15 protein-coding genes, 3 tRNA genes and 1 pseudogene are annotated in these 16,434 nt (G+C 62.5%); 12 read left to right on the forward strand and 7 right to left on the reverse strand.

Features of this window, described 5'->3' with window-relative positions:
• Positions 1-32 precede the first annotated feature (32 nt).
• From C5J22_RS06385 to recJ, 3 genes are all read left to right on the forward strand, one after another.
• A complete protein-coding gene (locus tag C5J22_RS06385) occupies positions 33-1,355 on the forward strand; it encodes a homoserine dehydrogenase (RefSeq protein ID WP_105437572.1) in 1,323 nt (440 codons plus the stop codon).
• A 171-nt stretch (positions 1,356-1,526) separates the two neighbouring features.
• A complete protein-coding gene (locus C5J22_RS06390; RefSeq protein ID WP_105437573.1) occupies positions 1,527-1,763 on the forward strand; it encodes a hypothetical protein in 237 nt (78 codons plus the stop codon).
• 88 nt (positions 1,764-1,851) lie between these two features.
• Positions 1,852-3,684, forward strand: coding sequence for a single-stranded-DNA-specific exonuclease RecJ (gene recJ, locus C5J22_RS06395; protein WP_105437574.1), 1,833 nt, complete (start codon positions 1,852-1,854; stop codon positions 3,682-3,684).
• A gap of 49 nt (positions 3,685-3,733) precedes the next feature.
• Here recJ and C5J22_RS06400 read toward each other — a convergent pair.
• From C5J22_RS06400 to gloA, 4 genes are all read right to left on the reverse strand, one after another.
• Positions 3,734-3,808, reverse strand: a tRNA-Glu gene (locus C5J22_RS06400).
• Positions 3,809-3,968: 160 nt separating this feature from the next.
• A tRNA-Glu gene (locus tag C5J22_RS06405) sits at positions 3,969-4,043 on the reverse strand.
• A gap of 121 nt (positions 4,044-4,164) precedes the next feature.
• Positions 4,165-4,677 (reverse strand): hypothetical protein, encoded by a 513-nt coding sequence (locus tag C5J22_RS06410; RefSeq protein WP_172746540.1) that lies wholly within the window; start codon positions 4,675-4,677, stop codon positions 4,165-4,167.
• Between the two features lie 221 nt (positions 4,678-4,898).
• Positions 4,899-5,339, reverse strand: coding sequence for a lactoylglutathione lyase (gene gloA / locus C5J22_RS06415; RefSeq protein ID WP_046636837.1), 441 nt, complete (start codon positions 5,337-5,339; stop codon positions 4,899-4,901).
• Positions 5,340-5,561: 222 nt separating this feature from the next.
• Between gloA and C5J22_RS06420 the strand changes: the two genes are divergently transcribed.
• The 6 genes and pseudogenes from C5J22_RS06420 to C5J22_RS06445 all read left to right on the forward strand — a co-directional run bounded on the left by C5J22_RS06420 (position 5,562) and on the right by C5J22_RS06445 (position 9,264).
• Positions 5,562-6,140 (forward strand): cold-shock protein, encoded by a 579-nt coding sequence (locus tag C5J22_RS06420; RefSeq protein ID WP_037084473.1) that lies wholly within the window; start codon positions 5,562-5,564, stop codon positions 6,138-6,140.
• Entirely contained in the window at positions 6,140-6,619 is a 480-nt protein-coding gene (locus tag C5J22_RS06425; protein ID WP_105437576.1) for a DUF192 domain-containing protein, read from the forward strand. Before C5J22_RS06420 ends, C5J22_RS06425 begins: the two co-directional genes overlap by 1 nt.
• 101 nt (positions 6,620-6,720) lie before the next feature.
• A tRNA-Pro gene (locus C5J22_RS06430) sits at positions 6,721-6,797 on the forward strand.
• Between the two features lie 181 nt (positions 6,798-6,978).
• A pseudogene (locus C5J22_RS31610) lies at positions 6,979-7,198 on the forward strand (CBS domain-containing protein); the annotation flags it as partial.
• Positions 7,199-7,280: 82 nt separating this feature from the next.
• Positions 7,281-8,450 carry a zinc-dependent alcohol dehydrogenase gene (locus tag C5J22_RS06440; protein WP_105437577.1) on the forward strand — a complete coding sequence of 390 codons (1,170 nt, stop codon included), beginning with the start codon at positions 7,281-7,283 and terminating at the stop codon, positions 8,448-8,450.
• Between the two features lie 13 nt (positions 8,451-8,463).
• Positions 8,464-9,264: an SDR family oxidoreductase gene (locus tag C5J22_RS06445; protein WP_105437578.1), complete on the forward strand. Its 801-nt coding sequence runs from the start codon at positions 8,464-8,466 to the stop codon at positions 9,262-9,264.
• Between the two features lie 6 nt (positions 9,265-9,270).
• On the opposite strand, the gene C5J22_RS06450 is transcribed toward C5J22_RS06445, so the two are convergent.
• From C5J22_RS06450 to C5J22_RS06460, 3 genes are all read right to left on the reverse strand, one after another.
• Positions 9,271-10,332 (reverse strand): Gfo/Idh/MocA family protein, encoded by a 1,062-nt coding sequence (locus C5J22_RS06450; RefSeq protein WP_105437579.1) that lies wholly within the window; start codon positions 10,330-10,332, stop codon positions 9,271-9,273.
• Positions 10,325-11,317, reverse strand: a complete 993-nt coding sequence (locus C5J22_RS06455; protein WP_205837159.1) for a zinc-binding dehydrogenase — start codon at positions 11,315-11,317, stop codon at positions 10,325-10,327. The genes C5J22_RS06450 and C5J22_RS06455 overlap by 8 nt, the downstream gene beginning before the upstream one ends.
• A 109-nt stretch (positions 11,318-11,426) precedes the next feature.
• Positions 11,427-11,984, reverse strand: a complete 558-nt coding sequence (locus C5J22_RS06460) for a DUF1003 domain-containing protein (protein ID WP_105437580.1) — start codon at positions 11,982-11,984, stop codon at positions 11,427-11,429.
• 187 nt (positions 11,985-12,171) lie between these two features.
• Here C5J22_RS06460 and C5J22_RS06465 point away from each other — a divergent pair, with 187 nt between their 5' ends.
• The 3 genes from C5J22_RS06465 to C5J22_RS06475 are packed head-to-tail and all read left to right on the forward strand — an operon-like array spanning position 12,172 to position 16,432.
• On the forward strand, positions 12,172-13,278 hold the full coding sequence (locus tag C5J22_RS06465) for an NAD(P)-dependent oxidoreductase (protein ID WP_105437581.1): 1,107 nt from the start codon (positions 12,172-12,174) through the stop codon (positions 13,276-13,278).
• Positions 13,275-15,317 carry an SDR family NAD(P)-dependent oxidoreductase gene (locus C5J22_RS06470; RefSeq protein ID WP_105437582.1) on the forward strand — a complete coding sequence of 681 codons (2,043 nt, stop codon included), beginning with the start codon at positions 13,275-13,277 and terminating at the stop codon, positions 15,315-15,317. The genes C5J22_RS06465 and C5J22_RS06470 overlap by 4 nt, the downstream gene beginning before the upstream one ends.
• Positions 15,314-16,432 carry a glycosyltransferase family 4 protein gene (locus C5J22_RS06475; protein ID WP_245440306.1) on the forward strand — a complete coding sequence of 373 codons (1,119 nt, stop codon included), beginning with the start codon at positions 15,314-15,316 and terminating at the stop codon, positions 16,430-16,432. Before C5J22_RS06470 ends, C5J22_RS06475 begins: the two co-directional genes overlap by 4 nt.
• Positions 16,433-16,434 lie beyond the last annotated feature (2 nt).

Genomic DNA, 16,434 nt, shown 5'->3' on the forward strand with positions numbered 1-16,434 from the left:
GCCGCCACCTCCAGGCAATCAGGAAGAATAGCATGGCAGACGCCCTCAAAGTCGGCATTGCGGGTCTCGGCACTGTGGGTGCCTCGCTCGTCCGGATCATCCAGACCCGCGCGAATGAATTGGCAACGACGTGCGGCCGTGCAATCGAGATCACCGCGGTCACGGCACGCGACAGGTCGCGCGACCGCGGCATCGATATTTCAGGCATCACCTGGTTCGACACGCCGGAAAAAATGGCCAACGAGGCCGATATCGACGTCTTCGTGGAACTGATGGGCGGCGCCTCGGGTGCTGCCGCCGATTCCGTAAAGGCAGCGCTGACCCGTGGTCTCCATGTGGTGACGGCCAACAAGGCGCTGCTTGCCGCCTCCGGCGTCGAGCTTGCAAAAATCGCCGAAGAAAAGAGCGTCCTTCTCAATTTCGAAGCGGCCGTTGCCGGCGGCATCCCGGTCATCAAGGCGCTTCGTGAATCCCTGACCGGCAACACGGTCTCGCGCGTCTACGGCATCATGAACGGCACCTGCAACTACATCCTGACGCGGATGGAGAAGGAGGGCCTGTCGTTTGCCGATTGCCTCAAGGAAGCCCAGCGGCTTGGTTATGCGGAGGCCGATCCGACCTTCGACATCGAGGGCAACGACACTGCCCACAAGCTTGCAATCCTGACGACGCTCGCCTTCGGCACGCAGATCGCCGCCGACGAGATCTATCTCGAGGGCATCAGCAATATCTCGATCGAGGACATCCACGCCGCCGCCGATCTCGGCTACCGGATCAAGCTGCTTGGCGTTGCCCAGTTGACTGACAGCGGTATCGAGCAGCGCGTCCATCCGACCATGGTGCCGCACGACTCGGTCATCGCCCAGGTCGATGGCGTCACCAATGCGGTGGCGATCGAATCCGATATCCTCGGTGAACTGCTGATGGTCGGTCCCGGCGCCGGCGGCAACGCGACCGCTTCCGCCGTTCTCGGCGATATCGCCGACATTGCCAAGAGCAGCCCGGGCGCTCAGCGTGTTCCGGTTCTCGGAACACCGGCCGCGTCGCTGGCGCCTTATAAGCGCGCCCGCATGCAGAGCCATGAGGGCGGTTACTTCATCCGCCTGACGGTCGCCGACCGCACCGGCGTCTTTGCCAGCATCGCCGCCCGTATGGCCGAGAACGGCATCTCGCTGGAATCGATCATGCAGCGGGCCAAGCCGGACGCCGCGGCGGACACGCCGAAGACGATCATTCTCGTCACCCATGCGACGATGGAGGATTCAATCCGCAAGGCAGTCGATGCGATCAAGGCGGAAAGCTATCTCGTCGGCGAGCCCCAGGTGATTCGTATCGAACGGCCCAAGGCTTTTTAAAAACACGTCGCTTCGAGAAGCCGGCGCTGCCGTTTCCTGTGGGTAACGCCGGAACCTTTCCAGAACTTCTGTGAAAAGCAAGGCCGCAAAGGCTCACTAGCTGGCCGCTCCGGGGCCTCCGGACGTAGATTGTCGCTGGCAATCACTGTCGAGGAGGCTTGCGCGATCGCCATGAAGATGCGGGCCATGAATACGCGGAAAATGAGCACGCGGAACAAGGGATACCGGCTGCAACTCAGCGGCGTCCGCTCCGAGCCACATGGCTCTCCGTCCATGCGTTTCGCCCATGCCAACGATCAGCCGCGTGGTGATGGTCTTGAAGGGCGGCGGGGTTTTGTTTTCCTGCTTGTGTTCTTCGCAGTCGCGGCCGGCATCAGCGGCTCGGCATTCGTCTGGTCGATGCTGTGATCGGCCGGTTACCGAAAGATCGTGAGATCCCACCGGCAATCCCGTCAAAGCGATTCCTCTTGCTCTCGCGATACGCTAAAAGCGCTCCATGACCAGAATTTTCTCCGCGCTTTCGTCGACAGTGGAAACGGTTGATCCCGTCCCGCGCGCATTCCTCGGCGTCGAACGCTCCGCGGGCGATCAGCGGTGGGTGTCGCGTCTCGATCAGGCAGCCCAGAACCGGGCGCTGGCGATTGCCCAGATCCACGGGATTCCCGATCTCGTCGCCCGCGTTCTTGCCGGTCGCGGCGTTACGCTCGATGATGCCCCCGCCTTCCTCGATCCGACCATCCGGTCGCTGATGCCGGATCCCTATACGCTCACCGATTGCGAAAAGGCGGTGCTGCGGCTCGCCGACGCGATCGCCAGGCAGGAGAAGGTGGCGATCTTCGGCGATTACGACGTCGACGGCGCATCCTCTTCGGCATTGCTCTACCGGTTCCTCCGCCACTTCGGCGTCGAGGCGGAAATCTATATTCCGGACCGCATCTTCGAAGGGTACGGCCCCAATCCGACGGCGATCCGCCAGTTGATCACCAACGGCGCCCGCCTCATCGTCACCGTCGACTGCGGCTCCACCAGCCATGATGCGCTTGCCGCGGCGCGCGACGAGGGCTGCGACGTCGTGGTCATCGATCACCACCAGCTCGGCCACGAACTGCCGCCGTGCCTGGCGCTCGTCAATCCTAATCGCGAGGACGATCTTTCGGGCCAGGGCCATCTCTGCGCCGCCGGCGTCGTCTTCCTGGTTCTGGTCGCCGCCGCGCGCCACATGCGGCAGATCGGCGATCCGCGCGCCGGATCGCTCGACCTGCTCGCCTGGCTCGACATCGTCGCGCTGGCGACCGTCTGCGACGTGGTGCCGCTGAAGGGTCTCAATCGCGCCTACGTGGTCAAGGGCTTGCTTGCCGCCCGCCATATGGGCAATGCCGGGCTTTCGGCGCTGTTCCGCAAGGCAGGCCTTGGCGGCCCGGTGACGCCCTATCATTTCGGCTTCCTGATCGGCCCGCGCATCAATGCCGGCGGACGGATCGGCGATGCGGCGCTCGGCAGCCGTCTGCTCACGCTCGAGGATCCGATCGAGGCCGAGGTGATCGCCGCTCGGCTGGACGAACTCAACCGCGAGCGGCAGGCCATGGAAGCCGCCATGCTTGCAGAGGCGGAAGCCGAAGTACTTGCCGAATACGGCAACGGTGAGGGGGCCAACGTCATCGTCACGGCACGCGACAAGTGGCATCCCGGCATCGTTGGGCTGATCGCGGCGCGGCTGAAGGAGAAATTCAAGCGGCCGGCTTTCGCGATCGCGTTTGATCCGTCCGGCAGGGGAACCGGTTCCGGCCGCTCGATCAACGGTTTCGACATGGGCCGCATGGTGCGAGCGGCGGTGGACTCAGGTTTGCTCGTCAAGGGCGGCGGCCACGCCATGGCGGCGGGGTTGACGGTCGAGCGCAGCAATCTCGGCCGCCTGCGCGCCTTCTTCGAGGAGATGGCGGGCGAGGGCGTGCCGGCGCTGGTCGCCAATCATGTGTTGAAGATCGATGGCGCGCTTTCCGCTTCCGGTGCGACGCTTGAACTTTTCGACCAGCTCGAACAGGCCGGCCCCTATGGTTCCGGTCACTCGCAGCCCGTTTTTGCGATCCCCGCCCACCGGCTGAAGGATGCCCGCCTGGTCGGGACCGCGCATATCAAGGTGACGCTGGAGGCGGCCGATGGCTCGCGGCTCGAGGGGATCGCCTTCCGCGCCGCCGAAACGCCGCTCGGCAATATGCTGCTGAATTCCCGGGGCGCCCAGATCCACGCCGCCGGCTGCCTCAGCGCAGACCAATGGCAAGGCACCCGCCGGATGCAGCTCCGCCTGCTCGACGCGGTGAGGGCGCCGTAAGGAAGCGGGTCGATCTCGGGATGGGATCCGCTTTTGCGGAGAGTGGAAGTGGCACGCCCTAGGGGAGTCGAACCCCTCTTCCCAGAATGAAAATCTGGTGTCCTAACCGATAGACGAAGGGCGCGTGCGCTTCGTGGTGGCGCCCTTATAGTCAGGGTGTTTGTATCCCGCAAGCGCAAAATTGCATTTTCCAGCGCTTGCGAACGCAAAAAATCGTGCGGCCGCAAGATGGCGTGCGAGAGCTGGATACGGAAATGAAAACAAAAGCTTGGGGGAGGTGGAAGTGGCACGCCCTAGGGGAGTCGAACCCCTCTTCCCAGAATGAAAATCTGGTGTCCTAACCGATAGACGAAGGGCGCCTGCGCTTCGTGGCGCTCTTATAGAGAGGGGATTTCTTTCCTGCAAGCGCCAAAGCCATCTTTTTTACAAAAAAATGACGGCTTTTCCGGCGCCGGCGGTTTGAATGAAAATGGCGTCAAATCAGCAGCTTAAAGGAGTGCCCTGAGCATCGGTCCCGCAGGCTGCAGCGGGCAGCGCCTGCGGCGTGCTGTAGACGCTGGCGGTGGTGGCGTTGAAATTCCGCCGCGGCAGATTGGCCGGAACCGGGCCGTTGCCGGATGGGGCGGCCGCAGCCATCGGCGGGTTCGCCGAAAAGATCGTACCGCTGTCGGCACGCACGCCGGTCGATTGTGTCGCAAGGCCCGCGATAGAGGCCTGCTGCGGCTGTGCCGGTGCCGGCGGGAACGTGTTTTCCGCGGTGGGAACGGCGGCCGGCGCGGTTGCATCAGGTGCCTGGGCTGACTGCACCTCTACCTTGGGGACGGCCGGATCGGTACGGCGGTTCGAGGCCGTGGTGCGGCCCTTGGCAAGGATGCCCTTGGCGCTTGCCGCCACCGTGGTGCGCGGCGCTGGCGTCGTGGCGTCAGCCGTCTTTTTCGTGGTGGTGCAGCCACTGAGCGTCAGCGCAGAAAGGCAGACGATCGCCAGCGTCATGCGGACGTTCGAACAAAGGAAAGGCGTTTTTGGCAAAGGCATGCCCCGTCGGCTCGTATCGCGGACGTCATGCCGCGAATCATCGTGCCCGAGCATCTCGCGGAAGACCGCCATGGACAAGCCCGCCGGGGCAGGCGAGGTCAGCCTGGGGCAAGGTTGGGCCAAGGTTGGGGAAAGAACGCGGCGGTTGAGTAAAAAGGAAGCCGCCGCGTTGAAAAATCTTACCAGCTGCCGATATTCGGAGCTGAAGCCCAGGGTTCGGCAACGGGCAGGTTGTCGCCCTTCTGGAGGAGCTCGATCGAAATGCCGTCCGGCGAGCGGACAAAGGCCATCCGGCCTTCGCGCGGCGGACGGTTGATGGTGATGCCGTTGTCCGAAAGGTGCTGGCAGAAATCGTAGATGTTATCGACCTCATAGGCGAGGTGACCAAAATTGCGTCCGCCGGTATAATCTTCCGTGTCCCAATTGTAGGTCAGCTCGACGCAGGGGGCGAGAACGTCCTTGGCGTCGCTCAGATCGTCGGGGGCCGCGAGGAAGACCAGCGTGAAGCGGCCCTTCTCGTTGTCGATGCGGCGGATCTCTTTCAGGCCGAAAACGGTGGTGTAGAAATGAAGTGAGGCGTCCAGGTCTTTCACCCGGACCATGGTATGAAGATAACGCATTATGGTGTCTCCCTCCGATAAATCCAGTCGCCAACAAACCCCGTGCGGGTCCGTGCTGGATATGGCGCAGACGCCAGCCTGGAGCAAGCCACTCTAGATAGAGATGAAGGTGGATAAAGCCAAGGCAGGGACTTGCGCTAGATGGTTAGCAGGATGTTAATCTATCCTCTAAGAATCAGTTGATCGTCACGTCGTAACGCGTAATCGAGGGGCCGACAGGATATGGCAGACAGAATGTCATCGAAAGACGTTGGCAGTTTCGAAGAGCTTCCGGGCGAGCCGGTCGAGCTGATCGAAATCACCGGCGTCGTCAAATGGTTCGATGTGGCCAAGGGGTTCGGCTTCATCGTTCCCGACAACGGCATGCAGGATGTGCTTCTGCACGTGACCTGCCTTCGTCGGGACGGATACCAGACCATTCTGGAGGGCACGCGCATTGTCGCGATGATCCAGAAGCGGGATCGCGGCTACCAGGCGTTCCGCATCCTGTCCATGGATCAGTCCACCGCCGTCCACCCCTCGGATCTTCCGCCGGTGCGCACCCACGTGCAGGTGACTGCGACCAGCGGTCTGGAACGGGCGCTGGTGAAGTGGTTCAACCGCACCAAGGGTTTCGGCTTCCTGACGCGCGGCGAGGGGACGGAAGATATCTTCGTGCACATGGAAACGCTGCGCCGCTTCGGCCTCACCGAGCTGCGCCCCGGCCAGGTCGTGCTGGTGCGCTTCGGACCGGGTGACAAGGGCCTGATGGCGGCGGAAATCCACCCCGACAATCCCAATCCCGTGAGCCGGTCGCACTGATGCGTTTCTCGTTTCCATCGTTTCTGAAAAGCGCCCTTGCGGCGCTTTTTCTCATAATGGCGGGCAGCGCGGTTGCGCAGGACGTGACCTTTCCGCGCGAGGAGCTTTCGATCAGGACTGCGGCCGGCCAGACCTACAAGTTTTCCGTCGAGCTCGCTTTTACCGATGCCCAGCGCGAGCGGGGGCTGATGTACCGCAAGGTGATGCCGCCGGATGCCGGCATGCTCTTCGATTTCGGCACGCCGCGGCCGGTCTCGATGTGGATGGAGAATACCATCCTTTCCCTCGACATGCTGTTCATCCAGGGCGACGGCACGATCTCACACATCCGCGAGAACGCCGTGCCCTATTCACGCGACATCATCGATTCGCGCGGACCTGTGAAATTTGTGCTGGAGCTCAATGCCGGCCGCTCGAAGTCGCTTGGGCTCAAGGTGGGCGACAAGGTGATCAGCAAACGCATCGGCAATCAGTGGTGATCCTGTGGTTATCCTCGGCTTGTTTGCTTTAGCGTAACCGCGGTTCCATTTTGCTGTTGCGGCACGGTGGGGAACCGTGTATCTCGCAACCACCGTAGGAACGGAGTGTAGCGCAGCCTGGTAGCGCATCTGGTTTGGGACCAGAGGGTCGGGAGTTCGAATCTCTCCACTCCGACCATTCGAAAGCCCTGCGGGGCAAGGCTTGCAAGCAAAGCCTAAAACAATCCCTAGAACTTGCCGCCACCGATACAGTTACCGCCACCTCCTGGACCGTGGTGGCATGAAAACGCCCTCCGAAGAGGGTTCTTCATTCTTGCTCCTTAGCCACGACCCATCGTTGCCTGCTCCGTAGTGTGGTGCTGATGACGCGCGATGTCAAATACTGCTTCGAAGACGAGGATGTCGATGACGTGGCCCGCAACATGTGCCAGGTTCAGGGGCCGCCGTCTTCCCGTCGTCAACCGCGACAAACGCCTGACAGGCGTCATTTCGATCGGTGATGCCGCCCTTGCGGACGCCGCAGCAGCGGGAGCCGGATTGAAGAAGGTTTGCCGTCCGGGCGGCGCTCACGCCCACTGACGAATGAACGCGCATCCGGTGTCGTGCATCGGAACTAAACCGGCAGCCGCAGGTTCGGGACGCTCAATCAGGAGGACGTCTCATGAAAGCTCTCACCTGGCACGGCAAGCACGACATCCGCTGCGAACGTGTTCCGGATCCGGAAATTCAGGATGGCAGGGATGCCATCATCAAGGTCACCGCCTGCGCCATCTGCGGCTCCGACCTGCACCTCTTCGACGGCGTAATGCCGGAAATGCACAGCGGCGACATCATGGGACACGAGACGATGGGTGAAGTCGTCGAGGTCGGCCGGGACAACGCCAAGCTGAAAGTCGGGGATCGGGTCGTGGTTCCCTTCACGATCTCCTGTGGCGAATGCTTCTTCTGTCAGCGCGGCTTTTATTCCGGCTGTGAACGCTCCAATCCCGACCGCAGCAAGGTGACCAAGCTGTGGGGCAATTCCCCGGCCGGGCTGTTCGGTTACTCGCATCTGCTTGGCGGCTATAGCGGCGGTCAAGCCGAGTACCTACGTGTTCCCTATGCCGATGTCGGACCGATCAAGGTCCCGGAAGGACTAAGCGACGAACAGGTCCTGTTTCTCTCCGACATCTTCCCGACTGGTTACATGGCCGCGGACTTCTGCAATATCCAGCCGGGCGACACCATCGCCATCTGGGGCTGCGGCCCGGTAGGCCAGATGGCAATCCGCTCCGCCTTCCTGCTCGGCGCCGAGAGGGTTATCGCCGTCGACACCGTGCCGGAGCGGCTGGCGCTCGCAGCCTCCGCCGGCGCGCTCACTCTCGATTTCCTCGACGAGGACATCTACGACCGGATCATGGAATTGACCCGTGGTCGCGGCGCGGATGCCTGCATCGATGCGGTCGGCACCGAAGCGGATGCCTCGGCGAGCTGGGACTCACGCATCGACCGGATCAAGGTCGCGACCTTCATGGGCACCGACCGGCCGCACGTCCTGCGCCAGGCGATCCATTGCTGCCGCAATTTCGGAACCGTGTCGATCGTCGGCGTCTATGGCGGCTTCCTCGACAAGATCCCCATGGGGTCGGCGATCAACCGTGGCCTCACCTTCAAAATGGCCCAGACGCCGGTGCAGCGCTACCTGCCGATCCTCATGGAGCGCATCCAGAAGGGAGAGATCGATCCGTCCTTCGTCATCACCCATCGAGCTAGCCTGGAGGACGGGCCGGAGCTCTACAAGACCTTCCGCGACAAGAAGGACGGCTGCATCAAAGTCGTCATGAAACCCTGAAAAGGAGAGAAACATGAATCCCGTGGAAACAGGCAGGGGCCTTGCCGTCGTCACCGGCGCATCGACCGGTATCGGTTACGAACTCGCTAAATGCGCAGCACAGGATGGTTACGATCTCGTCATCGCCGCCGATGAGCCGCAGATCCAGGACGCGGCCGTGAAGCTCAGGGAGTTCGGCGGCAAGGTCGAAGCGATGCAGGCGGATCTCGCCACGCCGGATGGCGTGCGGCATTTCGTGGCGGGTATTACCGCCCTCGGACGGCCGGTCGACCTGCTGATGGCCAATGCGGGCAGGGGCCTGGGCAACGGTTTTCTCGACGAAGACATTCGCGAAGTACAGCGCGTCGTCGATACCAATATCAGCGGCACGATCGCGCTGGTCCATGACATCGGCAACCGCATGCGAGCGCGCGGCCAGGGCCGCATTCTCTTCACCGGTTCGATCGCCGGCTTCGTGCCGGGAACCTTCCAGGCTGTCTATAACGGCACCAAAGCCTTCATCAATTCCTTCTCCTTCGCGTTACGTGAGGAACTGAAGGATACCGGCATCACGGTAACCTGCCTGATGCCCGGTGCGACGGACACCGAGTTCTTCGAACGCGCCGACCTCCTGGACACCCAGGTCGGTCAGTCCAGGAAGGACGATCCGGCTGTCGTGGCAAAGATCGGTTACGATGCGATGATGGATGGCGAAGGCGATGTCGTTTCGGGCTGGAAGAACAAGCTGATGTCGGCGGCGGCCAATATCACGCCGGCCGGCATGCTCGCCAGGCAGCACCGCAAGGTGGCCGAACCCGGTTCTGCCAAGAACTGATCAAGATCATTCGAGGCGGGCCGATTGGCCACCGGTCTCACGCGAAGAGCGGTAGATCCGGTCGATCACCCTGCCCACATCGGCGATCCTCTCGCATGCGGGATCGTACCTTTCTCCCGCGGCCAACCGCCGAGCCCAGTCGGCCGCCGCGCGTCCGCCCCAGTCGTCCGGAGGCTCGATCAGGGTTTCGCGCGATGTGCCGTAAAAGCGTTCGAGGGTGAAATCGTAGAACGACCCATCGACATTGCGCATCGATATTCCCCCGTTCGTGCCGTAGAAACTTGCCTCGATGATAGCCTCGCGGCCGGCCTGCAATCGCCATGAGCAGGCGAGGCGGACCGCCATTCCATCGCCAAGCGTCAGGTTCGCGACGGCGTAGTCCTCGACCTGATGATCATTGGCGATGATCGGCCGGCCGCCGGCCATCAGGTGACCGGAAACGGATGTCACGGCCGGAAAATCCAGGGACCATAGCGCCATGTCGAGCAGATGGACCCCGAGATCCATCAGGCATCCGCCTCCCGACTTGGCCTTGTCGTAGAACCACGGCTTGTCGGGTCCATAGGCATTGTGGAACACGAGGTCGGCTGCAAATATCTTGCCCAGTTCTTCTGCCCGTATGATCTCGCGGATGCGGTTCATGCCGGCGGTATGTCGGTAGGAAAAATCGACTTCCAGCAGCCTGTCGGACGCCTTTGCCGCCTCCACGACCGCTGCCACTTCTTCTGCCGAGCGTCCGAGCGGTTTCTGGCAGAAGACCGAGACGCCCGCCCGCAGCGCGGCGATCGACTGTTCCGCATGCTGGGCGCTGGGGGTCGCGATAACGACGCCATCCAAACTGTGAGCGAGGAGCCCGTCGAGATCGTCTGCCATTGCGGCACCGGGCGCTATCTTTTTCGCCTCCGCCGCCATGTCCACGGAAGGGTCGGCGATCGCGACGGCCTCGGCAATTCCAGTATCGAGGATGGCCTGCATGCGGTGCCGGCCGATCCAGCCCACCCCGAGGAACCCGAGCCCTATAGGCCTGGAGGAAAGGGACATTGTTTTCTCGGAAATCATTTCATTCATCGTAGAGCACCAATGCCTTGAGAAAACTTCCCGGACGGTCGCGGGTATCGTTGAGCGCCTGGTCGAGCTGGTTCAGGCGATAGGTGTGCGTGTAAAGCGGCGAGGGATCGAGCTGGCCGGTCGCGACCGCTTCGACCGCCTCGCGGATGCCTTCGATGTACATTGCCGGGTCGCGCTCGTGGGCATTGACGACATCCAGCCCGCGCCAGTTCCAGAGCTGCATGTTGACCTGCCGGGGACCGTCCTGATGATAACCGGCGATGACCAGCCTGCCGCGCTCCATAGTCAGCTCGGCGGCAAGATCGAGCGGCCACTGCTTGCCGACGGCCTCAATGACCCGATCGCAGAAACGACCGTCGGTGAGCGTGCGGACGTCCTCGATGATGCGCCAATGGTCGTCCATGACGATGGTCTCGGCCGCGCCCATTTTCCGGGCGACCTCCAGCGAAGCCGGCCGCCGCGAAATGGCGATAACCCGCGCGCCGGCATTCGATGCGAGCCGGGTCAGCAGAGCTCCGAGGAAGCCGATGCCGATGATCGCCATCGTCTGGCCGGGCTCTATTCCGCTGCGGCGGAGGATGTTCATGGCGCAGCCCAGCGGCTCGCCGGGAAAGGGTTTTCCCTCCAGCGCCGGCGGCAGAGGAACGACCATATTCTCGTCAGCCACGTCATGCGTGGCATAGGCATGATAGGACAGGGCGGCAACGCGGTCGCCAGTCTTGATGCTGCGGACGCCAGGCCCGACCGCCTCGACATGCCCCCAGCCTTCGTGCCCCAGGCCACCGGGTTCGGTGGGAAACGTCATCCAATCAGGGCCGGCCCAGGGACCCAGGTTGGACGCGCATACACCGCATCCTTCCAGCCTGATCCTGACCTGATGAGGGCCGGGCTCCGGCAAAGGCCGCGCCTCCACCACAATCCTGCCGGGGCCGGTCATGATGGCGGCCTTCATCTCCTTCAGCCGCGGCATCGTCGTGCTATCCATGCCAGATTTCTCCTCTTCGGAACGCGTGACACGGCGGGTGGAACTGGAAACCCGCGGCAGAGTTCCGGAAGAAGTTGAAGAAGATGAAGTCATAGAAGATGAAGCTGCATCAGCGGTCAGCTTGCCGCTCGATCTCTTCCATGACCACTTCGGGCGGTACGTTCTGTTTCATCTCCTCGATTTCATGCTGTTCGACCTCGGTTTCGATGCCGAGCCTGTCGGCGATTGCCGACACCATGGCGATCAGCTTCGTCGTCTCGTGTTCGTTGAGAAGCGATATCTGGAGGCTGAGGTCCGCGCGTTTATCGTCCTCGAGCGCCATGCGGTTCTGGCTGATCAGCACGAAGGTCGAAATGAAAATCGCCTCGACCGAAGCCACCATGGCGAGGATCACAAGCGACGGGTCGAAGGCGGGCATCACCGGCAGCCATCCGACGTTAACGAGGATCCAGAGACCGAAGACCAGCGCATGAAGGTAAACGAAGGGCATGCTGCCGGCAAAGTTCGTCATCGCTTGCGCAAGGCGCTCCTGCCGCGACATCGTCTTCTGGTCTGCGGCCCGGCGCTGGATCAGCGCATTGATATTACGGTCGAGAACTGCGGAGACCGCCTGGCCCTTCCGGGGGACATTGGGGGCCCGGGTCTTTTCTTTTTCCTGATCGGTCACATCTCTATCCCGTCATGGCGCGTCCATTTTTCTCCTAACCGGAGACTCCGCGCGCGGTTCCGGCCGCTGGGGATGATGTCATTGATGAAGTCATAGATGACAAAGATGTCATTGATGAAGGAACTTTTGTTCCCGACTGCTGTTCGGCGACCATCGAAATCCATGTTCCATACATTTAGGACATCCGATGGCAACGATTCTTGTAACTGGTGGTTGCGGCTTTATCGGCCGTCATGTGACTGAAGAACTTCTGGAAAATGCCTACGACGTACGCATTCTCGATGCGCTGATCGATCAGGTTCACGGCGACGCGGAAGCGTCCGTGCCCGATGCGGCGGAAGTCTTCCGCGGCGACGTCAGAGACAAGTCGGCAGTCGAAAAAGCACTAGAGGGCGTAGACGGCGTCATCCATCTCGCTGCCGAGGTCGGGGTCGGCCAGTCGATGTACGAGATCGCCCGTTATGTCGGTGGAAACGACCTCGGTACGGCGGTCCTCCTCGAAGCCATGATCGGCAGGCCCATCAGGAGGATCGTGGTGGCCTCGTCCATGAGCGTCTATGGCGAGGGGCGTTACCGGACAGCCGATGGAGACCAGCTCGGCTTCATCCGGCGGAAGCCGGAGCGGATCAGGATCGGTCAGTGGGATCCCCTCTCTCCCGATGGAAGGGCGCTGATACCGATCGCCACGGACGAGGAAAAGCCGGTCGACCTCGCCTCGATCTATGCGCTGACGAAATATGCGCAGGAAAAGCAGGTGCTTATTTTCGGCGAGGCCTATGGGGTCGAGGCGGTGGCACTGCGGCTGTTCAACGTCTTCGGCGCCGGGCAGGCGCTTTCCAACCCCTATACCGGCGTGCTCGCCAATTTCGCGTCCCGGCTCGCCAACGGCCAGCCACCGATGATCTTCGAGGACGGCCAGCAGCGCCGCGATTTCGTCCATGTGCGCGATGTCGCCCGGGCATTCAGGCTGGCGCTCGAAAAGCCGAACGCCCCCGGCCATGTCATCAACATCGGCAGCGGACAGGCCTATACGATCGCGGAGGTGGCAACCTTGCTGGCGGAGGCGATGGGCGTTCCGGACATCGCCCCTGATATCATGAACAAGGCCCGTTCCGGCGATATCCGCAACTGCTTTGCCGATATCTCCAAGGCCCGCGAACTCCTGGGCTTCGAGCCCGGATATCGTCTGGAGAACTCGCTGGAGCCGTTCGCCGAATGGGTCCGCAGCACGGGCGCCGTCGATCGGGGTGCCGAAATGAAGCGGCAACTGGAAGACCGGGGGCTTGTATCATGAACCCAACCGTCCCGTTCCCCGCAGACCCTGTCCGTCGCAAGTCCTATGGTTTCGTCGAGTGGTTCCGCCCGGGCGAGTTCGATCGGACCGAGCAGTTGCTGCCGAACATCCTCGCAAGCGGTGCCGGCTATCTGCGCACCCATCTCTCTTGGGCGGAATATCTTGCACCCGGTGGCGAAGAGTGGTTCGACTGGCTGATCCCGCGCCTCGGCAGCCAGATCGATCTTCTGCCCTGCATCCATTACACGCCGCCTTCGATGTCGCGGACCGGCCGGTCCTCCGGCGCGCCGCGCGATCTCAAATCCTATGCGGATTTCGTCGATCACGTGCTGACCCGCTACGGCAAACATTTCAGTCACATCGAACTGTGGAACGAGCCCAACAACCTGCTGGACTGGGATTGGCGCGACGACGGCGACTTCCTGCTGTTCTGCGAAATGGTGGGCGGGGCTGCCTATTGGGCAAAGCATCGGGGCTGGAAGCCGGTGCTTGGCGGCCCGTGCCCGTTCGATCCCTATTGGCTGAACCTGATGGGCGAACGGGGTGTTTTGAATGTCGTGGACGCCGTCGGTTTCCATGGTTTTCCAGGCACCTGGGACAGCGAGACCGGTACCTGGGGCGGCTGGGACATGCATCTCGGCGAGATGCGCAAAATCCTCGACCGCTATAATGCAAATGCCGAAGTCTGGATCACCGAAACGGGTTACTCCACCTGGCGCAGCGACGAGATGGAGCAGGCCCGGCGTTTCGTAAAGGCGCTCTCCGTGCCAGCCGATCGCATGTACTGGTATTCCTGGTGCGACGTGCCGCCGGACGTGCCGGTGCAGGAGGGGTTGTGGTTCGATCCGCGGCATTATCATCTCGGCGCCGTCACCCATGATTATCAGCCGAAACTGCTTGCCCGACTGCTGATGGAAGGCGGCGTCTCGCGTCTCGAGGACGTGACGCAACTTGCGGCTCCGAACCTTTCGGCCGGTGCGGCGCCTGTCGTGGTCACCGGAGGCAGCGGCTTCATAGGTTCCAACCTCGCCGATAGTTTTCTGCAGGAAGGCGAGGACGTGGTGATCCTCGACAATCTCAGCCGGCCCGGCGTCGATCAGAACCTTGCCTGGCTGACCGAGCGCCACGGCAAGCGGGTCCACCCGGTGCTTGCCGACGTGCGGGACCTGCGCAGCATCGAAGCGGCCTTCAGCGATGCCAAGGCGGTCTTTCATTTCGCCGCGCAGACTGCGGTCACCACCAGCCTTGCCCATCCGATCGACGATTTCGAAGCGAATGCGCGGGGAACGATCAACGTCCTGGAAGCCGTGCGAAAGGCCGGAAAGAACGCCCCGGTGATCTTCGCCAGCACCAACAAGGTTTACGGAGCGCTCGACGATCTGAAGATGCTGGAGGTGGAGGATCGCTACATTCCGGCGCACGAAGGCGTGCGGTCACATGGCATCGGCGAGGACAGGCCGCTCGATTTCTGCACGCCCTACGGCTGCTCGAAGGGCGTGGCGGACCAATATGTGCTCGACTACGCCAAATCCTATTCGATCCCGACCGCGGTTCTGCGCATGAGCTGCATCTACGGGCCGCGGCAGTTCGGAACCGAAGACCAGGGCTGGGTGGCACATTTCCTGATCCGCGCCCTGTCGGGGGAGCCGATCTCCATTTACGGCAACGGCAAGCAGGTGCGCGACATCCTGCATGCCGACGATGCTGTCCAGGCCTACCGGGCGGTGCTTTCCAACATCGCTGAGGTCAAGGGCGAAGTCTTCAATCTCGGCGGCGGGCCGCTGAACGCCGTCAGCATTCTGGCCGTCCTCGAAGAGATCGAGAAGCTTGCCGGGCATCCGCTGGAAACCGGCTTCGGCGACTGGCGCGCCGGCGACCAGTATTATTTCGTCGCAGACACGCGAAAGCTGGAACGCCAGCTCGGCTGGCAGGCACGGGTGCGCTGGCAGAGCGGCCTGCGGCACCTTGGCGAATGGCTGGCTGACAACCGCTTCGGTGGCCGCTCGCGTCCTCGGCAGAAGCAGAAGGTGCGGGCATGACGGGGCGTGACAATCGTGTCGGCAGCCGTCGGCTGCTGATGACGCTCGACGCCGTCGGCGGCGTCTGGCGATACGCGCTCGACCTCGCTTCGGGTCTGCGATCGAACGGGGTCGACGTCGTCTTCGCCGGTCTGGGGCCTGGGCCATCGGTCGAACAGACACGCGAGGCGGAGGCAATCGGAAAGCTGGTCTGGCTCGACGCCCCGCTCGACTGGATGGCCGAAGACGAGGCGGAGCTGAGACCTGTTCCGGACCTCATCGCAAATCTCGCGGAGCGGGAAGGCATCGACCTCGTCCATCTCAACCTCCCATCCCAGGCGGCGGGATTGGCGATCGAGATACCGGTGGTGGCCATGTCCCATTCCTGCGTCGTCACCTGGTTTGCCGCCGTTCGCGGCCACGCGGTGCCCAATGACTGGCAGTGGCAGTTTCGCCTCAACCGGCAAGGGTTCGATCGTGGGGACGTGGTGCTTGCGCCGAGCCGTAGCCATGCGGCGGCGTTGCAACAGGCCTACGGACCGATTGCCGGATTGCAGGTCGTCCGCAATGCAAGCCTGGTCGAGCATCCGCGCGGCCCGAAAGAGGATTTCGTCTTCGCCGCCGGCCGCTGGTGGGACGACGGAAAGAACGGCGCTGTGCTGGATGCCGCAGCCAAGCACCTCGACTGGCCGGTGGTCATGGCGGGCGCGAACCGCGGGCCGAACGGGCAATATCTGCCGCTCGAAAATGTCCAATGGCGAGGTGAGCTTTCCCACGACGAAACCATGATGCTGATGGGCCGCGCCGCAATCGTCGCATCGCCTTCCATTTATGAACCGTTCGGCTTGGCAGCTTTGGAAGCGGCCCGCAGCCGAAGCGCCTTGGTGTTGGCCGATATCCCGACCTATCGGGAGCTCTGGGATCGCGGGGCCCTGTTTGCCGATCCTCACGACCCGCAGGCATTCGCCAGGGCTATCAACCGCCTTTCCCGGAATACGCGGTTGCGGGATGAACTGGCAGAAGCCGCGCTTTCCCGGGCTCGTCACTACACGCCGGATGCGCAGGTCGCAGCGGTCATGCAGATTTATGACCGGCTCCTGCCGGCGAACCACCACGCACGCACCGCAGCGGAGTGATC

It is taken from the genome of Neorhizobium sp. T25_13 (assembly GCF_002968675.1).
In the GTDB taxonomy this organism is placed as follows: domain Bacteria; phylum Pseudomonadota; class Alphaproteobacteria; order Rhizobiales; family Rhizobiaceae; genus Neorhizobium; species Neorhizobium tomejilense.

Bases quoted from the DNA above. Each gene is read 5' to 3' on its own strand.
- C5J22_RS06385 (WP_105437572.1), top strand. From the start codon at position 33: ATGGCAGACGCCCTCAAAGTCGGCATTGCGGGTCTCGGCACTGTGGGT.
- C5J22_RS06390 (WP_105437573.1), top strand. From the start codon at position 1,527: ATGAAGATGCGGGCCATGAATACGCGGAAAATGAGCACGCGGAACAAG.
- recJ (WP_105437574.1), top strand. From the start codon at position 1,852: ATGACCAGAATTTTCTCCGCGCTTTCGTCGACAGTGGAAACGGTTGAT.
- C5J22_RS06410 (WP_172746540.1), bottom strand. From the start codon at position 4,677: ATGACGCTGGCGATCGTCTGCCTTTCTGCGCTGACGCTCAGTGGCTGC.
- gloA (WP_046636837.1), bottom strand. From the start codon at position 5,339: ATGCGTTATCTTCATACCATGGTCCGGGTGAAAGACCTGGACGCCTCA.
- C5J22_RS06420 (WP_037084473.1), top strand. From the start codon at position 5,562: ATGGCAGACAGAATGTCATCGAAAGACGTTGGCAGTTTCGAAGAGCTT.
- C5J22_RS06425 (WP_105437576.1), top strand. From the start codon at position 6,140: ATGCGTTTCTCGTTTCCATCGTTTCTGAAAAGCGCCCTTGCGGCGCTT.
- C5J22_RS06440 (WP_105437577.1), top strand. From the start codon at position 7,281: ATGAAAGCTCTCACCTGGCACGGCAAGCACGACATCCGCTGCGAACGT.
- C5J22_RS06445 (WP_105437578.1), top strand. From the start codon at position 8,464: ATGAATCCCGTGGAAACAGGCAGGGGCCTTGCCGTCGTCACCGGCGCA.
- C5J22_RS06450 (WP_105437579.1), bottom strand. From the start codon at position 10,332: ATGAATGAAATGATTTCCGAGAAAACAATGTCCCTTTCCTCCAGGCCT.
- C5J22_RS06455 (WP_205837159.1), bottom strand. From the start codon at position 11,317: ATGGATAGCACGACGATGCCGCGGCTGAAGGAGATGAAGGCCGCCATC.
- C5J22_RS06465 (WP_105437581.1), top strand. From the start codon at position 12,172: ATGGCAACGATTCTTGTAACTGGTGGTTGCGGCTTTATCGGCCGTCAT.
- C5J22_RS06470 (WP_105437582.1), top strand. From the start codon at position 13,275: ATGAACCCAACCGTCCCGTTCCCCGCAGACCCTGTCCGTCGCAAGTCC.
- C5J22_RS06475 (WP_245440306.1), top strand. From the start codon at position 15,314: ATGACGGGGCGTGACAATCGTGTCGGCAGCCGTCGGCTGCTGATGACG.